Consider the following 17,366-nt stretch of genomic DNA (forward strand, 5'->3'; position numbering starts at 1 on the left):
AATGAGGTGACTGTTCCATGGATCTGGAATCCATTTACGCGCTGATGGAGCGCTTTGAGCGCTCCTCCCTCACTGGACTGGAGCTGGAGCAGAATGGGACTCGCCTGAAGCTGGACAAGACCGTGGCTGTGGCCGCCGCTCCCGCGGCGGCTGTGGCCGCGGTTTCCGCTGTCCAGACCCCGGCGGCTCCCGCTCCCCAGTCTGAGGCCCAGAATGGGACTCAGGATGAGGGCGAGTACATTAAGGCCCCCCTGGTGGGCACGTTCTACGCCGCCGCCGGCCCGGACGCCGAGCCCTTTGTGAAGGTGGGCGACCAGGTGAAGAAGGGCCAGACGGTGTGCATCCTGGAGGCCATGAAGATGATGAGCGAGATCCCCGCCCCCATGGACTGCGTGATCGAGGAGATCCTGGTGGAGAACGGAAGTCTGGCGGGCTATGACGCCCCCCTGTTCCGGGTTCGGAGGGTATAATGTTTCAGCGTGTGTTGATCGCCAACCGCGGCGAGATCGCGGTGCGCATCCTTCGTGCCTGCCGGGAGATCGGGGTGGACGCGGTGACGGTGTACTCCGCCGCCGACGCGGACTCCCTCCACGTACAGCTGTCCCCCAACGCCGTGTGCATCGGCCCGGCCAAGGCGGCGGACAGCTATTTGAATGTGGACGCCCTGCTCACCGTGGCAAAAGAGACGGGGTGCGACGCCATCCACCCCGGCTACGGCTTCCTGTCGGAGAACGCGGACTTCGCCCAGCGGTGCGCCGACCTGGGCCTTGCCTTCATCGGCCCCTCCGGGGCGGTGATTCAGGCCATGGGCAACAAGGCGGCCGCCCGGGAGCTGATGCAGAAGCACAACGTCCCGGTGGTGCCCGGCTCAGACGGGCCGGTGGAGACCGCCCAGGACGCGGTAGAGATCGCCCAGAAAATCGGATATCCGGTGCTGGTGAAGGCCAGCGCCGGCGGCGGAGGCAGAGGAATGCGCCGGGTGGATCAGCCCGAGGAGCTTGTCGCCAAATTCGAGGAGGCCAGGGCGGAAGCCCTGGCCTGCTTTGGAGATGGGCAGCTCTACCTGGAGAAGCTGATCCTCAACCCCAAGCACATCGAGTTTCAGATCCTGGCCGACCGCCACGGCAATGTGATCCACCTGGGGGAGCGGGACTGCTCCATCCAGCGGAAGAACCAGAAGCTGGTGGAGGAGTCCCCCTCCAAGGTGCTTACCCCCCAGCTGCGGGAGCAGATGGGGGCGGCCGCTGTGGCCGCCGCGAAGGCCGCCGGCTATGAGAACGCCGGCACCATCGAGTTTGTGGTGGACCAGGAGGGACACTTCTACTTCATCGAGATGAACACCCGGATTCAGGTGGAGCACCCGGTGACGGAGATGGTCACCGGCCTGGACCTGGTGCGGGAGCAGCTGCGTATCGCCGCGGGACTGCCCCTGTCCGTCACGCAGGAGGAGGTGGTCCAGCAGGGCCACGCCATCGAGTGCCGCATCAACGCCGAGGACTTCAAGGCCGGCTTCCGGCCCTGCCCCGGCACCACCAAGTTCCTCCACTTCCCCGGGGGACCCGGGGTGCGGGTGGACTCCCTGCTGTACAACGGCTACTCCGTCTCCCCCTACTACGACTCTCTGGTGGCCAAGGTCATCGTCCACGCCCCCACCCGGCTGGAGGCCATCCGCCGGATGCGCCGGGCGCTGGAGGAGATGATCATCGACGGCTATCCCACCACCGCCGACTTCTGCCACCTGATCATGTACCACCCCGACTTTATCAAGGGCCAGTATGACACCGGCTTTCTGCCCGCCCACATGGACGAGCTTTTGAACTGGGACAAGGAGGAGTAATATGCAGCCACTGTTTCGCTCCCGCCGGGACCGGCTGGACCGACTGCGCCGCCAGCGGGAGGAGGCCGTCGAGGCCGCCGCCCGCCGCTCGGCCATCCCGGAGAACGGGACTCAGACCTGCCCCGGCTGCGGCGCGGAGTGCGCCAACCAGGAGCTGGTGAAAACCGAATACGTCTGCCCCCACTGCGGCTACCATCTGCCCATCGGGGCCTATCTGCGCCTGTCTCTGCTGCTGGATCCCTTCAGCTTCCGGGAGCTGTGGCCCGAGATGACCGCCCCCAACGTGCTGGACTTCCCGGGGTATGAGGGCAAGCTGGCCGCCCAGCGGGAGAAGACCGCCCTGCCCGACGCGGCGGTGGCGGCCACCGGCAAGCTGGACGGATACCAGGCGGTGTTCGCCGTGCTGGACAGCCGCTTCTTCATGGCCAGCATGGGCGTGGCCGTGGGGGAGAAGATCACCCGGGCGGTGGAGTACGCCCAGAAGCACAAGCTGCCCCTGATCATCTTCTCTGCCAGCGGCGGGGCCCGGATGCAGGAGGGCATTCTCTCCCTGATGCAGATGGCCAAGACCAGCGCCGCCATCGAGCGGTTCTCCGCGGCGGGGGGGCTGTACATCGCGGTCTACACCCACCCCACCACCGGCGGCGTCACCGCCAGCTTCGCCTCCCTGGGGGACATCACCCTGGCGGAGCCGGGGGCCCTCATCGGCTTTGCCGGGCCCCGGGTCATCCGGCAGACCATCGGCCAGGAGCTGCCCGAGGGCTTCCAGCGCGCTGAATATCTGGAGGAGCACGGCTTTGTGGATCAGATCGTCCCCCGGCCTCAGCTGCGGGAGACCCTGGCCCAGCTGCTGGCCCTCCATCGAAAGGGGGTCTTCCACAGATGAGCGACGTGACAGCCGCCCAGCGGGTCAAGCTGGCCCGGGCAGTATCCCGGCCGGGGGCGATGGACTATATCAACGCCCTGTTTACCGACCTGTTTGTGTGCAAGGGGGACCGCCTCCACCGGGAGGACCCCTGTGTCTTCGGGGCCATCGCCCGCTTCCACGGCAAGCCGGTGACCGTCATCGGCACCCGGAAGGGGCGCACCTTTGAGGAAAAAATGAAATATAACTTCGGCATGCCCAGCCCTGAGGGCTACCGGAAGGCCCAGCGCCTCATGCGCCAGGCGGAGAAGTTCAAGCGGCCCATCATCACCTTTGTGGACACCCCCGGCGCCTACCCCGGCCTGGAGGCCGAGGCGGAGGGGCAGGGGCAGGCCATCGCCGCCTCTCTGGCCCTGATGAGCTCCCTCACCGTCCCGGTGATCGCGGTGGTCATCGGCGAGGCGGGCAGCGGCGGGGCGCTGGCCCTGGCCGTGGGCAACCGGGTGATCCTGCTGGAGAACGCCGTCTACTCGGTGCTCTCCCCCGAGGGCTTCGCCTCCATCCTGTGGAAGGACGCCGGGCGGGCCGACGAGGCCGCCGAGGTGATGAAGCTCACCGCCGCCGATCTGCTGCGCCTGGGGGTGGCCGACCAGGTCATTCCGGAGCCCGAGGGGGGCGCCCAGAACGACCCCAAGGCGGTGTTCGCCGCCGTAGACAAGGCCCTGACCCGGCATTTGAACCAGCTGTCCAAGGAGAAGGATCTGGCCGCCCAGCGATATCAAAAATTCCGCGCCATGGGCGTGGTTCGGGAGGAGAACGAGATATGAACGGACTGCAGATCCTTGGCACTGGACGGGCGCTGCCGGAGCACGTCGTCACCAACGACGATCTGGCCAAGATCGTGGACACCAGCGACGAGTGGATCGTCAGCCGCACCGGCATCAAGGAGCGGCGCTTTGCCCGGGAGGGGGAGAATCTCACCCAGTTCGCGGTGGAGGCCGCCCGCCAGGCCATCGCCAGGGCGGGCATCCGGCCGGAGGACCTGGGGCTGTGCCTGATGGGCACCGTCACCTCCGACAACGCCACTCCGGCCCAGTCCTGCCTGGTCCACCAGGCGCTGCGCCTGCCGGAGGACTGCCCGGCCTTTGACCTGAGCGCGGGCTGCTCCGGCTTCCTGTACGCCATGGAGACGGCGGCGGCCCTGCTGCCCCGGATGAGCCGCCCCTACGCCCTGATCCTGGGGGGCGAGCTTCTGAGCCGGATCACCAACATGGAGGACCGCTCCACCTGCATCCTGTTCGGGGACGGGGTGGGGGCCGTGGTGGTCAAGTCCACCCAGGACGCCCCCTGGTACGCCCACCTGGGCGCCCGGGGAGAACGGGATATCCTGTGGTCGGGCGGCATGGGCAGCGAGGAGCGCTATCTCCACATGAACGGCCAGGAGGTCTTCAAGTTCGCCCTGGAGACCGTCCCCCAGGCGGCCCGGACCCTGCTGGCCAAGGCCGGCATGGAGAAGGAGCAGGTGGATTGGTACGTGCTCCATCAGGCTAACCACCGCATTGTGGAGTCGGTGGCCCGGCGTCTGAAGGTGCCTCTGAGCAAGTGCTATGAAAACATCGAGCGCTATGGAAATACATCCGCGGGTACCATCCCCATCGCGCTGGACGAGATGGCGGAGCAGGGACTGCTGAAAGCGGGCCAGTGGATCATGTGTCTGGGCTTTGGCTCCGGAATGACCTGGGGCGGGGCCCTGTTCCAGTGGCAGGATAAGGAGGAGAAATAACATGCAGAAGCTGAACGAATGGCTGGGGATTGAGTTCCCCTTTATCCAGGGCGGTATGGCCAACATCGCCACCGCCGAGTTTGCCGCCGCCGTGTCCAACGCCGGCGCTCTGGGCCTCATCGGCGCGGGCGGCATGCCCCCCGAGGTGTTCCAGGAGAGCATCCGCCGCTGCCGCTCCCTCACCGATAAGCCCTTCGGCGTGAACATCATGCTCATGCACCCCCAGGTGGAGCAGCTGGCCGCCATCGCCGCGGAGGAGAAGGTGGCCGTCATCACCACCGGAGCCGGCGATCCCACCCGCTTCATCCCCGCCTGGAAGGAGTCGGGCGCCAAGGTGATCCCCGTGGTGGCCGCCGTGGCCCTGGCCAAGCTGGTGGCCAAGCGGGGCGCCGACGCGGTAATCGCCGAGGGCACCGAGAGCGGCGGCCACGTGGGCGAGACCACCACCATGGCCCTGGTGCCCCAGGTGGTGGACGCGGTGGACATCCCCGTCATCGCCGCCGGCGGCATCGCCAGCGGACGGCAGCTGCTGGCCGCCTACGCCCTGGGGGCCATCGGCGCCCAGGTGGGCACCTGCCTGCTGGTGAGCGAGGAGTGCCCCATCCACGAGAACTACAAGAAGGCCGTCCTCAAGGCCAAGGACCGGGACACCGTGGTCACCGGCCGGTCTGTGGACGCCCCGGTGCGCTGCCTGCGCAACCAGATGACCAACGCCTACATCGCCAAGGAGAAGGAGGGCGCCGACCGCATGGAGCTGGAGCACTTCACCCTGGGCGGCCTGCGGAAGGCCGTGTTTGACGGCGATGTGAAGACCGGCAGCGTCATGGCCGGTCAGGTGGCGGGCATGCTTCACGAAATAAAACCCCTGCGGCAGATCTTTGAGGAGATGACCGCCCAGTGCGGCCAGACCCTGAAGACTCTGGAGGGCATGGGCCTGTAAAGAGCCGTATCCGTTCCGTCGGGGCGCATGTTGTGCGCCACCGCAGGAAAATTCCCCATGATATCCCGGAGAAGGATGGAAGGACCAACACATTTTTTGGAGGGAAAGCATGAAGCTAGCCTTTTTGTATGCCGGCCAGGGCTCCCAGCACGTGGGCATGGGCCGGGACCTGTATGAGAATTACCCCGCCTTCCGGGCGGTGCTGGACGCCGCCCCGGTGGACTTCGACCTGAAGCAGCTGTGCTTCGAGGGGCCGGAGGAGCAGCTGAACGACACCCGCTACACCCAGCCCTGCATGGTGGCCTTCGCCGCCGGCGTCACCGCGGTGCTCAAGGAGGAGGGGATCACCCCCGCCTACACCGCCGGCCTGAGCCTGGGCGAGTACTCCGCCCTCCACTGCGCCGGGGTGCTGGACGCCCGGACCGCCGTCTCTCTGGTGGCCTTCCGGGGGAAGGCCATGGCCGAGGCCGTGGTGGGCCGCCCCTGCGGCATGGCCGCGGTGCTGAACCTGGACCGGGACGCCCTGAAGAAGGCCTGTGAGGAGGCCTCCGACCTGGGGGTGGTGGAGTGCACCAACTTCAACTGCCCCGGGCAGATCGTCATCTCCGGCGACGCGGCGGCGGTGGACAAGGCCGGGGAGCTGGCCAAGGCGGCGGGGGCCAAGCGGGTCCTGCCCCTGAAGGTGAGCGGCCCCTTCCACACCTCCCTCATGGCCCCCGCCGGAGACGCCCTGCGGGAGAAGTTCAAGAGTGTGGACTTCCACGACATGGAGATCCCCGTCCTGTTCAACTGCCTGGGCCGTGAGATGGGGGAGGGGGACACCATCCCCGCCCTGCTGGAGCGGCAGGTCCAGTCCAGCGTGTACCTGGAGGACACCATCCGCCGTCTGGCCGACCTGGGTGTGGACACCGTGGTGGAGATCGGCCCGGGCAAGGCACTGTCCGGCTTCGTGCGCAAGACGGCCAAACAGATCAAGTGCTATCCGGTGGAGACGGCCCAGGAGCTTCAGGCCGCCGTCGCCGCCCTGAAAGGAGAGAGCGACACATGAGTCTGCAAGGAAAGAACGCCCTGGTCACCGGCGGCAGCCGGGGGATCGGCCGGGCCATCTGCCTGGAGCTGGCCCGTCAGGGGGCCAACGTGGCGGTGAACTACGCCGGCAACGCCAAGGCCGCCCAGGAGACGGTGGAGGCCTGCAAGGCCCTGGGGGTCCAGGCTGTGGCCATCCAGGCCGACGTGGCCGACGCCGCCGCCTGCGAGGCCATGGTGAAGGAGGTCATCTCCGCCTTTGGAAGCCTCCAGATCCTGGTGAACAACGCGGGCATCACCCGGGACAACCTGGCCCTGAGCATCAGCGAGGCCGACTTCGACGCGGTGCTGGACACCAACCTGAAGGGGGCCTTCCACTGCTGCAAGGCGGCCTACCGCCCCATGATGCGCCAGCGCTGCGGCCGCATCATCAACATGAGCAGCATCGTGGGCCTGCGGGGCAACGCCGGCCAGGCCAACTACTCCGCCAGCAAGGCGGGCCTCATCGGCCTGACCAAGTCCCTGGCCAAGGAGCTGGCCGCCCGGAAGGTCACCGTCAACGCGGTGGCCCCCGGCTTCATCGACACGGAAATGACCGCCGTTCTGCCCGAGCAGGCCAAGGAGGCCATGCTCAAGACCATCCCCATGGCCCGGCTGGGCCAGCCGGAGGACGTGGCCCGGGCGGTGGCCTTCTTTGCCTCGGACGAGGCCGCCTATATCACCGGCCAGGTGCTGTGTGTGGACGGCGGCATGGCGGTTTGAGCCGCAGAAAGGATTGAACATGATGGAAAAGAGACGAGTTGTCATCACCGGTATGGGCGCTGTCACTCCTCTGGGCCATACCGTTTCGGAGACCTGGGAGGCGGCCCGCGCCGGGGTGTGCGGCATCGCGCCCATTACCCTGTATGATGCCTCCAGCCAGAAGGTCTCTCTGGCGGCGGAGGTGAAGAACTTCGACCCCACCAAGGTGCTGGACAAGAAGGAGGTCCGCCGGATGGACCGCTTCTCCCAGTTTGCCATGTACGCCGCGGCGGAGGCCATGGCGGACAGCGGCCTGGACCTGGAGCAGGAGGACACCGCCCGCATCGGCGTGTGCGTCTCCAGCGGCGTGGGCGGCATGCAGACCTTCCAGAACTCCTGTGAGGTGGGAGAGAGCCGGGGCTTTGACAAGGTTTCTCCCTTCTTCATCCCCATGATCATCGCCAACCTGGCCGCCGGCCGCATCGCCATCCGGTACGGCCTCCACGGCATGTGCACCTGCCCGGTGACCGCCTGCGCCGGCGGCTCCAACGCGGTGGGCGACGCCTTCCACTACATCCGGGACGGCTATGCCGACGCCATGGTGTCCGGCGGCGCCGAGGCCACCATCACCTCCCTGGCCATCGGCGGCTTCACCTCTATGAGCGCCCTGACCACCGCCTCCGACCCCAAGCGGGCCTCCATCCCCTTTGACAAGGAGCGCAGCGGCTTCGTCATGGGCGAGGGCGCGGGCATCCTGGTGCTGGAGGAGCTGGAGCACGCCAAGGCCCGGGGCGCCAAGATCTATGGGGAGATCGTGGGCTACGGCACCAACTGCGACGCCCACCACATCACCGCCCCCGATCCCACCGGCACCTGGCCGGCGGCCTGCATCCAGCAGGCCCTGAGCGACGCGGGCATCGCCCCGGAGCAGGTGGACTATGTGAACGCCCACGGCACCTCCACCCCCCTGAACGACAGCGGCGAGACCGCCGCCCTGAAGAAGGTGTTCGGGGACCACGCCGGCAAGCTGATGGTCAGCTCCACCAAGTCCATGACCGGCCACATGCTGGGGGCCGGCGGCGCGGTGGAGGCCATCTTCAGCCTGCTGGCCCTGAAGGACGGCTTTGTCCCCGCCACCATCAACTATCAGGTGCCCGACCCCGCCTGTGACCTGGACATCGTCCCCAACCAGGGGCGCGAGGCGGACATCAAGTACGCCATCTCCGATTCTCTGGGCTTCGGCGGCCACAACGCCTGCCTGGTCTTCCACAAGTGGGAGGGCTGAGACATGGAACTGAACATTCAGCAGATCATGGAGATCCTGCCCCACCGCCCCCCCTTCCTGCTGGTGGATAAGATCACCGAGTGCGAGCCGGGGGTGAAGGCCACGGGCATCAAGTGCGTCACCATGAACGAGCCCTTCTTCACCGGCCACTTCCCCGGGCAGCCCATCATGCCCGGCGTGCTCATCCTGGAGGCTCTGGCCCAGACGGGGGCGGTGGCCGCCCTTTCCCTGCCGGAGAACAAGGGCAAGCTGGCCATCTTCGGCGGCGTGAAGAACTGCCGCTTCAAGCAGCAGGTGGTGCCCGGCGACGTGCTGGAGCTGTCCTGCGAGCTGGTGGAGCAGTACGGCCCGGTGGGATACGGCAAGGCGGTGGCCAAGGTGGGCGGCAAGGTGGCCGCCCGCTGTGAGCTGACCTTCGTCATCCAGTAAGGCGGAAGCCTGAGGTGTGGCCATGAACCTGTTTTGGTCCGAAAACCGGCGCTTATGCAGGAGGCATGCCTATGCTGGATGAGTCCTTTGACCGCGTGTATACCAAATTCAAGCTCCACTTCTACCGCTCCATCTTCTCCCGCTTCCAGGACCGGGAGGCCAGCCTGACCACGGTGGAGACCTTCTGTGTGGAGATCATCAACGCCCTGGGCCACCCCACGGTGAACGAGTTCTCCAGCTTCGTCAACATCTCGCCCCCCAACGCTGCCTACAAGATCAACAGCCTGATCCAGAAGGGCTACGTCACCAAGGAGCAGTCCCCTGACGACAAGCGGGAGTACCACCTGTCCGTGACCCAGAAGTATTTCGACTACTGCAACATCAGCCAGCGCTATCTCACCACGGTTCTGGACCGGGTGAAGGAGCGCTTTCCCCAGGAGGATGTGGACAAACTGGAGGAGATGCTGGACGTGATCTCCGGCGAGCTCATGCCTGAGCTGGACCCCGGCGTCCCGGTACAGTCCCATCCGGCGTCCTGATGGAAGCAGCCCGGCCAATTAGGCCGGGCTGCTTTTCTTTTTTGCTGCACGGGGGATTTCGCCGCCCGCTCTTTTTTAGCCTTCCCCCTGGGGGCCGACTCCCCTTATCAAGGGGAGATGTCGCGAAGCGACAGAGGGGATAGGGAAGGTGGCTGGCCGCAAGGCCAGACGGATGAGGGGGCAGTGGAAGATTACGCTCCGTTTGCAGAGGATTCCGCCGTCTGCGGACGGCGGGTTACTTTGCCCGCGGCGGTTCGTCGTCGCAATGGCCCAGGTCACCTTCTCTTGGCCCTTCGGGCCAATTCACCTTGAGTCCGCTTGTCTCAGTTTCCGCCTGACGGCGAAAACTGCGCCCGCTCCCTTGCTCCTCCTCTTCCCGGCGAACCCGCTGCGCTGGGCTTCGCCGGGAGGTACGGGAGAAATTCACCAAAACGCCGCCGGGGTTTGCTCCGAGGAGCACCGTTCCGGTGCTCCAAGTCGCCGCACCCCGGACCCCATTACGAGGGACGCGTACCTGCTGAATTTTACAAAATTTCCGGCGCGCAAAATCTGAGTGGCATTTCTCAATTCAATCCGGGCCACTGGGCCCTGGGTTTGCAAAAATTGCTGTTGCTGCGGCTCCTGTTCCGCGCCTGGCTTGACCGAGCAGGTGGCGGCTGGTGCTGAGCTGTAGGGCGCGGCCTCCCGGACGCGCCGCATTCATCTGCGGGCCGGCCGGTGTCCGGCCCCTACGAAAAAGAAGGGAAGGCTTCTGTGACCGCCGTAGGGGCGGGTGCCCTCACCCGCCCGCCCTGATATGTTCCGTTTTACCAGTAGGGGCGGCCCCATGCGCACCCGCCCGCGCCCTGTATAGCCGCGCCGGACGAACATTTTGTGCAAAACCGCCCTTGTGCCCCGGAGGCGGATGTAGTATGCTGTATCTAAGTCTGTTGTCAATCCCATGTGAAAGGAGGGGCTTGCTTGAGTTCCCTGCCCGCCTCCCTGCAAGCGGGGCTGACCGCCCTGCGGCAGCTTCCGGTGGATCACCCGGACTTTTACGCCTGGTACACCCTGATCCTCCGGTTTCTCTTTCCCATCCTGGCCATCTTGATGCTGGTGCGGATCATCCGCTCCCTGGTGAAGGCCTCCCCCAAGCCGGAGGTGTGGGCCTACCTGTCCCTGCCCAACGGGGCCGCCGAGCCCCTGACCCACTGGGAGAACATTTTAGGCCGGAGCCCCGCCTCCGACGTGGTGCTGAACTACCCCGTGGTCTCAAGGCAGCACGCCGCCCTCATCCGCACCGGGGAGGACCGGTGGACGGTCCACGACCTGGGCTCCAAGAGCGGCACCCTCCTCAACGGCAAGCCGGTGGACCCGGCGGGCTCCTCCATGACCCTGGGGGACATCCTCAGCCTGGGGGGTGTGGACACGGTGCTCCTCCCGGTGTCCGATGAGGAGACCGCCCGCCGGAAAAAGACCTCCCAGCGGCCCGTGTCCCCCTGGGGCTCCCTGATCCTGCTCACCGTGTTTCAGGTGCTCACCGCCCTGCAGTTCCTGTTTTCCACCGACGAGGAGCACGTGCTCCTGGTCCCCGCCGCCTTTCTGTGCCTGTGCCTGGTGATGTGGCTCTACTGCCTCACCCTCCGCTGCCTGGGGCGGATCGGCTTTGAGATGGAGACCATCGCCTTTTTCCTGTCCACATTGTCCCTGGCGGTGACGGCCTCCTCCGCCCCCGCCTCTGTGCCCAAGCAGCTGCTGGCCGTCTTTTTGGGGATCATCCTGTTTCTGGTGGTGGGCATTTTCCTCCGGGATTTAGACCGGGTGCGGAAAATCCGGTGGCTCATGGCCGCCGGGGCCGTGGTCCTGCTGAGCCTGTCCCTGGTGGCGGGCCACGAGCGGTACGGAGCGGCCAACTGGATCAGCCTGTTGGGCTTCTCCTTCCAGCCCTCGGAGCTGGCCAAGATCTGCTACATCTTCGCCGGGGCGGCCACCCTGGAGCGGCTGTTCCGCAAGCGGAATCTGGGGCTGTTCATCCTGCTCACCGGGGCGTGCATGGGCTGTCTGGCCCTGATGAGCGACTTCGGCACCGCCGCCATCTTCTTTGTCACCTTCCTGGTTATCGCCTACCTGCGCTCCGGGGACTACACCACCCTGGCCCTTATCTGCGGAGGGGCGGTGTTCGGGGGGCTGGTGCTGGTGACCATCAAGCCCTATATCCTCCGCCGGTTCGCCGCCTGGGGCCACGTGTGGGAGCAGGCCTCCGACGGGGGCTTCCAGCAGACCCGCACCATGTCCGCCGCCGCCTCCGGCGGCCTCATCGGCGTGGGGCCGGGGGAGGGGTGGCTCCACCGGGTGTCCGCCGCCGACACCGACCTGGTGTTCGGCATGCTGTGCGAGGAGTGGGGGCTCATCATCGCGCTGCTGTCGGTGGCCTGCATCGCCGCCCTGGCGGTGTTCGCCGTGCGCAGCTGCCGGGCAGGGCGGTCCAGCTTCTACACCATCGCCGCCTGCGCCGCCACCAGCCTGCTGGTGTTCCAGACCACCCTGAACGTGCTGGGGTCGGTGGACATCCTGCCCCTCACCGGGGTCACCTTCCCCTTTGTGTCCAACGGCGGGTCGTCCATGCTGTCCGCCTGGGGGCTGTTGGCCTTTTTGAAGGCGGCCGACACCCGCAGCAACGCCAGCTTCGCCATCCAGCTCCAGAAGGCCCACGGGGACAAGTGGCTGGGCAACCTGGCTCCCCGCCAGGGGAAGCGCGCCGGAAAGGAGGTCCGCCGTGAAAAAGATTGAGAAGCGAACGGTGGTGTGCCTGATCCTCACCCTGATCCTCTTGCTGGGGGTGGGTTTGTTTGTGGTGCGGTTTTTCCTGAACGGGGGGAGCTGGGCCTCCTTCGCCGCCAACCGCCACCTGTACAACAGCCAGGGCCAGCTGTCCGTGGGCCGGGTGCTGGACCGGGACGGGGACGTCCTCTCCTGGGTGGACGAGAGCGGAAACCGGCAGTACTACGCCAACCAGACGGTGCGCATGGCCACCCTCCACGCGGTGGGGGACCCCAACGGGGCCATCGGCACCAGCGCCCTGGTGGCCTTTGCCGACCAGCTCTCCGGCTATAACTTTCTCACCGGGGCGGACAACCCCTTTGGGCAGGGGAACGACCTGTACCTGACCCTGGACGCCCGGCTGAACTACGAGGCCTACCAGGCCCTGGGCGGCCGGCGGGGGGCGGTGGGGGTCTACAACTATGAGACGGGGGAGATCCTGTGCATGGTGTCCACCCCCGCCTTCGACCCGGCCGACCCGCCGGATATCCAGGAGGGGGATGAGCGGTACGAGGGCGTGTACGTGAACCGCTTCCTGTCCAGCACCTTCACCCCCGGCTCGGTGTTCAAGACGGTCACCCTGACGGCGGCCATTGAGAACCTGCCCGACCTGTTTGGGCGCACCTTCACCTGCACCGGCTCCACCGTGGTGGGGGGCGAGACCATCACCTGCCCCTCCGCCCACGGCACCATGGACATCGGCGGGGCCTTCGCCAACTCCTGCAACGGGGTGTTCGCCCAGTTGGCCGCCGAGCTGGGGGCGGACACCATGACGAAGTATGTGGAGCAGGCCGGCCTGCTGAGCCGCTACTCGGTGGACGGCATCCAGACCGCCCAGGGGAGCTACGACCTCGCCGGAGCCACTCAGGGCCAGCTGGGCTGGTCGGGCGTGGGCCAGTACAACGACCTGGTCAACCCCTGCGCCATGATGGTGTGGATGGGGGCCGTGGCCAACGGGGGCAAGGCCGCCGTGCCCCGCCTCATCCAGGAGGTGGACGGGGGACTGCCCCAGCTCTCCCTCCCCTTCGGAAAGGAGACGGGGACCCTGATCCAGTCCGACACGGCCCGGACCCTGGCCGACATGATGGCCCAGAACGTGGTCCAGACCTACGGCTCCGGCCGGTTCCCCAACATGGACATCTGCGCCAAGTCGGGTACCGCCGAGGTGGGGGGCGATAAGCGGCCCAACGCCTGGTTTGTGGGCTTCCTGCGCAACGAGGACGCCCCCTACGCCTTCGCCGTGGTGGTGGAGGAGGGGGGCAGCGGCGCCGGTGCGGCGGGCAACGTGGCCGCCCAGGTGCTGAACGCCCTGGTCAACGGATATTGAATACGGCCTGCGGAGGAAGGAAAATTCCTCCCCCGCAGGGACACAAGGACCTGTTTTGCTGATTGATTCGGCAGAACAGGTCCTTCTTTTTTGTTGCATTTTGTCGGGGAAAAACGTTTGTACCATAGAGAGCCGTGAGAGGCGGCGAGAGGAGGGGACGCGGAATTGAACCGGCAGACGGAGGCGAGGGCACAGGGGGCGGGGCTGGCGCGCCCCGGCGCGGGCCGGGCCTGGGAGCGGGCGGGTCTTGCAGCCCTGTTTCTGGCTCTGCTGGCCCTGTGCGGGCTGTTTCCCCTCACCGGGGACGACTGGTTCCGGGAGGAGCTGGGCCGGCGTCTCACTGGGCCCATGGACCTGCTGGGGACGGTATTCCACGGCTGGCGGACCTACAACGGCCGGATTCTGGGCAATCTCCTGGCCTACGCCGCCGGGAGCCGCCGGCTGCTCCGGGAGCTGCTCCGGGCCGCCTTCCTCTTTGGGACGGTGCGCCTGGCCGCCGGGCACGGGGGCTTCCGCACCGTGTGGGGGACTTTCCTGACGGCGGCCGCCCTGCTGGCCCTGCCCCGGGACATGTTCGCCCAGATCTACCCCTGGGCGGCGGGCTTTTTCAACTATGTCCCCCCGGTCACCCTGGCGCTGGCCGCCCTCCGGCTGCTGGGGGACCTGTTTGCGGAACGGCCCGTCCCCGGGGGAGTTCCCCGGGCAGCGGCGGTGTTTTTCCTGGGGCTGTGCGGAGCGCTGTTTGTGGAGCACGTCGCCCTGTACGGGGTGTGGGCCGGGTTCGTCCTGCTGGTGTGGTCATGGCGGAGGGGGATTGCCTCGGTCTCTGTAGCCGCCTTCTGCGCCGGGACCCTGCTGGGGGCGCTGGTGCTGTTCCTGTCCCCCTCCTACGGGCTGATCTGGGGCGGGGGAGCCTATTCCGCCGGACTGTGGGCGAACGCGGGGGAGAACCTCCCGGTGGTCGTCTCCGGCCTGATCTCCAGGTGTCCGGTGCTGTACCTCTCTCTGACCGCCCTGGGGCTGGCGTGGTTTGCCGCCTCCCGGCGGACAGGGCCGGACCGGCTGCTGGCGGCCCTGCTGACGGCGGGCTGCGGCTGCTTTATCCTCTGCGGCCTGCGGGGGGAGTGGACCGGGGGAGAGGCGCTGGCGGCGGTCCTGTGGGGGACGGCCCTGTGGACGGGCTGCCGGCGCTGGCTGCCCAAGGGGGAGCGGCGGAACCGGGCCCTGTTCTTCCTGGCCAGCGCCGGGATGGGGGCGCTCCCACTGCTGGCGGTCTCTCCCATCGGGCCCCGGTGCCTGTACTGGTCCTATGTGTGTCTGACCATCGCGGCGGGGAATCTGCTGTCCGCCCTGCCCCTGGGCCTCCTGCCCCGCCGGCTGGTCCGGGGGACGGCGCTGGGACTGGCGGCGGGGGCGCTGGCCTTTTACCTGGCCCTGTTCTTCCCCATCCGCGTTTTGGAGGTGGAGCGGCTGGCCGCCCTGGAGGAGGCCGTGGCCCAGGGACGGCGGGAGGTGGTCCTGCCCGCCTATCCAAACGGGGACTACCTGTGGGAGGGGGACACGGATAAAATCGGCAGCCGCTTTTACATACAAGAGCCCGGAGACCTGTCCATCTCCTTTGTCCCGGCGGAGAAGTGGGCGGAGCAGAGAGGGGAGGCGGGCGGATGAAGGGGTATATTCAGCTGCTGCGGCCCAAGCACGGCGTCAAAAATCTGCTGGTCCTGTTTCCTCTGGTGTTCAGCGGCCGCCTGTGGGAGGGGGAGCTGCTGGCGCGGTCCCTGTGGGCGGCGCTGGCCTTCTGGGGGGCGGCCGGCGTGGTGTATATCTTCAACGACGTCCGGGACCGGGAGCGGGACCGCCTGCACCCCACCAAATGCCGCCGGCCCATCGCCAGCGGGGCGGTGTCCGTCCCCCGGGCGGCGGCGGAGGGGGCGGTCCTGATTGCCCTGACGGCGGGGATCTTCCCACTGGGGCGGCTCCCGGCGGAGAGCGGGGGCTGCCTGGTCCTGTACGTCCTGCTGAACCTGGGGTACAGCCTGGGGCTGAAAGACGTCCCCATTCTGGATCTGGCCATCCTGGTGTCCGGCTTTCTGCTGCGGGTGCTGTTCGGGGCGGCGGTGACGGGGATCGCCGTCTCCGGGTGGCTGTACCTCACGGTGACCGCCCTCTCCTTCTACCTGGGGCTGAGCAAGCGGAGGGGGGAGCTGCGCACCGCCCGGGGGAGGGGCCGCCTGGTCCTGCGCTTTTACAGCGACGCATTCCTCTCCCAGAACATGCAGATGTGCCTCACCCTGGCGGTGGTGTTTTACGCCCTGTGGACGGTGGACCGGGACCTGGCCCTGGTGTGGACGGTGCCCCTGATGCTCTGCCTGTGTCTGAAATACAGCCTGGTGGTGGAGGGAAACTCCGACGGCGACCCGGTGGAGGTGCTCTACCAGGACCGGGGGCTGCTGCTCTCCGGGGCCGCCTTCGCCGCCCTCACCCTGGCGCTGCTGTACCTGCGGTGAGGGGCGGCAGTGAAAAAATGTTTTGTGGGGTAAAAAATTTTTTCAAAACCGGTTGACAGGGAGAGATTCCTGTGGTAAAATCTCATTCGTTCTGAACGATACATAAGAACAGCCCCACTTGCGCGAGTGGTGGAATTGGTAGACTCGCTGGCTTCAGGTGCCAGTGCTCGCAAGGGCGTGCGGGTTCGACTCCCGCCTCGCGCACCACAAAAAAGGACATCTGCTTTGCAGATGTCCTTTTTTGTGGGTTCCGCCGCCCGCAGGGCGGCTCCACCCTTCGGGATTTCAATGCTCGGGGCGGCAGAGCCGCCCCTGCGCCGAGGTTTTGCCTGTGGCAAAACACTCGTACGGCGCACCCGCGCCGCCGGCCAGAAGGGCCGTTGGGTGGTTTTCCTACAACGGTTCGTTCATCCAAATATCCATTTTAACCATCTCTTCTATAAAAAAGGACACGACCTATGTCGTGTCCTTTTTTGGGGGGAGAGGGCCGCTCAGTGTCCGGACGTGGCTTTCAGGCCCAGGATACCCACCAGGAGCAGGGCGGCGAAGAAGAGCCGGGCGGGGGCGGCCGGTTCCTTGAACAGAATGATGCCGGCGATCAGGGCCCCCAGGGCGCCGATTCCCGTCCAGATGGCGTAGGCGGTCCCCAGCGGGAGCACCTTGGTGGCCTGGGAGAGAAAGGCGAAGCTGACGATCATCCCCACGATGGTCAAGACGGAGAACTTCAGGTCGGTAAATCCGTGGGAAAATTTCATGCAGGTGGACCAGAATACCTCCATCACCCCTGCGATGCATAAGCAGAGCCATGCCATGCGGAACATTCCTCCTTGAACATAAAAAAATGCATTTACCGATGTATCTACCAAAGGCCTATCGATACATCAATAAATGCCTTCCACCTACTCGGCAGCAGATGGAGCGTCCTATACTATACCAGATGGACGGAAAAAGTCAATCCCTGATTTTCCAAAAATGCCGTTGCTTTCCCGCCGCTGCGCGGCGGAAAAGTCCTCGCTGCGCTCGCTGAACGCCTTGCCATGCAGGGCATTCGATCCCATTCGAAAAAGTGGCTTTTGCCACTTTTTCGACGGTCTCAAACCGGGAGGCGGCTAAAAGCCGCCTCCCGCAGCTTGTCAAAAAAGCCCTCCTGCAAGGAGTTCCGCCGTCCGCAGACGGCGGAATAAAATGAAATCCCATCATTTCCGAGGACATGCGCCTCGGAAATGATACCTCTCGCGAAATTTTGGCCGACAATTTCGCAAGAAATCGAGGCCAAAATTTCGTGCAG

Annotated in this window: 17 protein-coding genes and 1 tRNA gene; 16 read left to right on the top strand and 2 right to left on the bottom strand. The window is 66.3% G+C overall.

Annotation, left to right across the window (positions count from 1 at the left end; translation table 11 throughout):
• Window positions 1-17 precede the first annotated feature (17 nt).
• From accB to H6B31_RS10690, 16 genes are all read left to right on the top strand, one after another.
• Window positions 18-470 carry an acetyl-CoA carboxylase biotin carboxyl carrier protein gene (gene accB / locus H6B31_RS10615; RefSeq protein WP_204898487.1) on the top strand — a complete coding sequence of 151 codons (453 nt, stop codon included), beginning with the start codon at window positions 18-20 and terminating at the stop codon, window positions 468-470.
• Entirely contained in the window at window positions 470-1,837 is a 1,368-nt protein-coding gene (accC, locus tag H6B31_RS10620) for an acetyl-CoA carboxylase biotin carboxylase subunit (RefSeq protein WP_204898488.1), read from the top strand. Before accB ends, accC begins: the two co-directional genes overlap by 1 nt.
• Before the next feature lies 1 nt (window position 1,838).
• The gene (accD, locus tag H6B31_RS10625; protein WP_087289769.1) at window positions 1,839-2,723 is read left to right on the top strand and encodes an acetyl-CoA carboxylase, carboxyltransferase subunit beta; all 885 of its coding nucleotides are present in this window, start codon (window positions 1,839-1,841) and stop codon (window positions 2,721-2,723) included.
• Window positions 2,720-3,529 (top strand): acetyl-CoA carboxylase carboxyltransferase subunit alpha, encoded by an 810-nt coding sequence (locus H6B31_RS10630; RefSeq protein ID WP_204898489.1) that lies wholly within the window; start codon window positions 2,720-2,722, stop codon window positions 3,527-3,529. Before accD ends, H6B31_RS10630 begins: the two co-directional genes overlap by 4 nt.
• Window positions 3,526-4,485 carry a beta-ketoacyl-ACP synthase III gene (locus H6B31_RS10635; protein WP_204898490.1) on the top strand — a complete coding sequence of 320 codons (960 nt, stop codon included), beginning with the start codon at window positions 3,526-3,528 and terminating at the stop codon, window positions 4,483-4,485. Before H6B31_RS10630 ends, H6B31_RS10635 begins: the two co-directional genes overlap by 4 nt.
• 1 nt (window position 4,486) lies before the next feature.
• On the top strand, window positions 4,487-5,425 hold the full coding sequence (locus H6B31_RS10640; protein WP_204898491.1) for a nitronate monooxygenase: 939 nt from the start codon (window positions 4,487-4,489) through the stop codon (window positions 5,423-5,425).
• A 109-nt stretch (window positions 5,426-5,534) separates the two neighbouring features.
• Window positions 5,535-6,473 (top strand): ACP S-malonyltransferase, encoded by a 939-nt coding sequence (fabD, locus tag H6B31_RS10645; protein ID WP_204898492.1) that lies wholly within the window; start codon window positions 5,535-5,537, stop codon window positions 6,471-6,473.
• Complete coding sequence (fabG, locus tag H6B31_RS10650) at window positions 6,470-7,213, top strand: 3-oxoacyl-[acyl-carrier-protein] reductase (RefSeq protein ID WP_204898493.1); 744 nt, start codon at window positions 6,470-6,472, stop codon at window positions 7,211-7,213. The genes fabD and fabG overlap by 4 nt, the downstream gene beginning before the upstream one ends.
• A 22-nt stretch (window positions 7,214-7,235) precedes the next feature.
• The gene (gene fabF / locus H6B31_RS10655; protein WP_204898501.1) at window positions 7,236-8,477 is read left to right on the top strand and encodes a beta-ketoacyl-ACP synthase II; all 1,242 of its coding nucleotides are present in this window, start codon (window positions 7,236-7,238) and stop codon (window positions 8,475-8,477) included.
• A 3-nt stretch (window positions 8,478-8,480) separates the two neighbouring features.
• Complete coding sequence (gene fabZ, locus H6B31_RS10660; RefSeq protein WP_204898494.1) at window positions 8,481-8,906, top strand: 3-hydroxyacyl-ACP dehydratase FabZ; 426 nt, start codon at window positions 8,481-8,483, stop codon at window positions 8,904-8,906.
• A gap of 71 nt (window positions 8,907-8,977) precedes the next feature.
• Complete coding sequence (locus H6B31_RS10665) at window positions 8,978-9,445, top strand: MarR family transcriptional regulator (protein ID WP_204898495.1); 468 nt, start codon at window positions 8,978-8,980, stop codon at window positions 9,443-9,445.
• A gap of 960 nt (window positions 9,446-10,405) precedes the next feature.
• On the top strand, window positions 10,406-12,214 hold the full coding sequence (locus H6B31_RS10670; RefSeq protein ID WP_346014068.1) for an FtsW/RodA/SpoVE family cell cycle protein: 1,809 nt from the start codon (window positions 10,406-10,408) through the stop codon (window positions 12,212-12,214).
• Complete coding sequence (locus H6B31_RS10675) at window positions 12,201-13,571, top strand: penicillin-binding transpeptidase domain-containing protein (protein ID WP_204898496.1); 1,371 nt, start codon at window positions 12,201-12,203, stop codon at window positions 13,569-13,571. The genes H6B31_RS10670 and H6B31_RS10675 overlap by 14 nt, the downstream gene beginning before the upstream one ends.
• 165 nt (window positions 13,572-13,736) lie before the next feature.
• Complete coding sequence (locus tag H6B31_RS10680) at window positions 13,737-15,239, top strand: DUF6056 family protein (RefSeq protein ID WP_204898497.1); 1,503 nt, start codon at window positions 13,737-13,739, stop codon at window positions 15,237-15,239.
• Window positions 15,236-16,078 carry a UbiA prenyltransferase family protein gene (locus tag H6B31_RS10685; protein ID WP_204898498.1) on the top strand — a complete coding sequence of 281 codons (843 nt, stop codon included), beginning with the start codon at window positions 15,236-15,238 and terminating at the stop codon, window positions 16,076-16,078. Before H6B31_RS10680 ends, H6B31_RS10685 begins: the two co-directional genes overlap by 4 nt.
• A 120-nt stretch (window positions 16,079-16,198) precedes the next feature.
• Window positions 16,199-16,285, top strand: a tRNA-Leu gene (locus H6B31_RS10690).
• A 284-nt stretch (window positions 16,286-16,569) separates the two neighbouring features.
• On the opposite strand, the gene H6B31_RS10695 is transcribed toward H6B31_RS10690, so the two are convergent.
• The gene (locus H6B31_RS10695; RefSeq protein ID WP_204898499.1) at window positions 16,570-16,890 is read right to left on the bottom strand and encodes a DMT family transporter; all 321 of its coding nucleotides are present in this window, start codon (window positions 16,888-16,890) and stop codon (window positions 16,570-16,572) included.
• 281 nt (window positions 16,891-17,171) lie between these two features.
• A partial coding sequence (locus H6B31_RS10700; RefSeq protein ID WP_204898500.1) for a hypothetical protein occupies window positions 17,172-17,366 on the bottom strand: 195 nt, incomplete at its 5' end.

It is taken from the genome of Pseudoflavonifractor capillosus (genome assembly GCF_016899775.1).
GTDB lineage: Bacteria > Bacillota > Clostridia > Oscillospirales > Oscillospiraceae > Lawsonibacter.

Bases quoted from the DNA above. Each gene is read 5' to 3' on its own strand.
- fabF (WP_204898501.1), top strand. From the start codon at position 7,236: ATGGAAAAGAGACGAGTTGTCATCACCGGTATGGGCGCTGTCACTCCT.
- fabZ (WP_204898494.1), top strand. From the start codon at position 8,481: ATGGAACTGAACATTCAGCAGATCATGGAGATCCTGCCCCACCGCCCC.
- fabG (WP_204898493.1), top strand. From the start codon at position 6,470: ATGAGTCTGCAAGGAAAGAACGCCCTGGTCACCGGCGGCAGCCGGGGG.
- accB (WP_204898487.1), top strand. From the start codon at position 18: ATGGATCTGGAATCCATTTACGCGCTGATGGAGCGCTTTGAGCGCTCC.
- H6B31_RS10695 (WP_204898499.1), bottom strand. From the start codon at position 16,890: ATGGCATGGCTCTGCTTATGCATCGCAGGGGTGATGGAGGTATTCTGG.
- H6B31_RS10685 (WP_204898498.1), top strand. From the start codon at position 15,236: ATGAAGGGGTATATTCAGCTGCTGCGGCCCAAGCACGGCGTCAAAAAT.
- H6B31_RS10665 (WP_204898495.1), top strand. From the start codon at position 8,978: ATGCTGGATGAGTCCTTTGACCGCGTGTATACCAAATTCAAGCTCCAC.
- fabD (WP_204898492.1), top strand. From the start codon at position 5,535: ATGAAGCTAGCCTTTTTGTATGCCGGCCAGGGCTCCCAGCACGTGGGC.
- accC (WP_204898488.1), top strand. From the start codon at position 470: ATGTTTCAGCGTGTGTTGATCGCCAACCGCGGCGAGATCGCGGTGCGC.
- H6B31_RS10630 (WP_204898489.1), top strand. From the start codon at position 2,720: ATGAGCGACGTGACAGCCGCCCAGCGGGTCAAGCTGGCCCGGGCAGTA.
- accD (WP_087289769.1), top strand. From the start codon at position 1,839: ATGCAGCCACTGTTTCGCTCCCGCCGGGACCGGCTGGACCGACTGCGC.
- H6B31_RS10640 (WP_204898491.1), top strand. From the start codon at position 4,487: ATGCAGAAGCTGAACGAATGGCTGGGGATTGAGTTCCCCTTTATCCAG.
- H6B31_RS10635 (WP_204898490.1), top strand. From the start codon at position 3,526: ATGAACGGACTGCAGATCCTTGGCACTGGACGGGCGCTGCCGGAGCAC.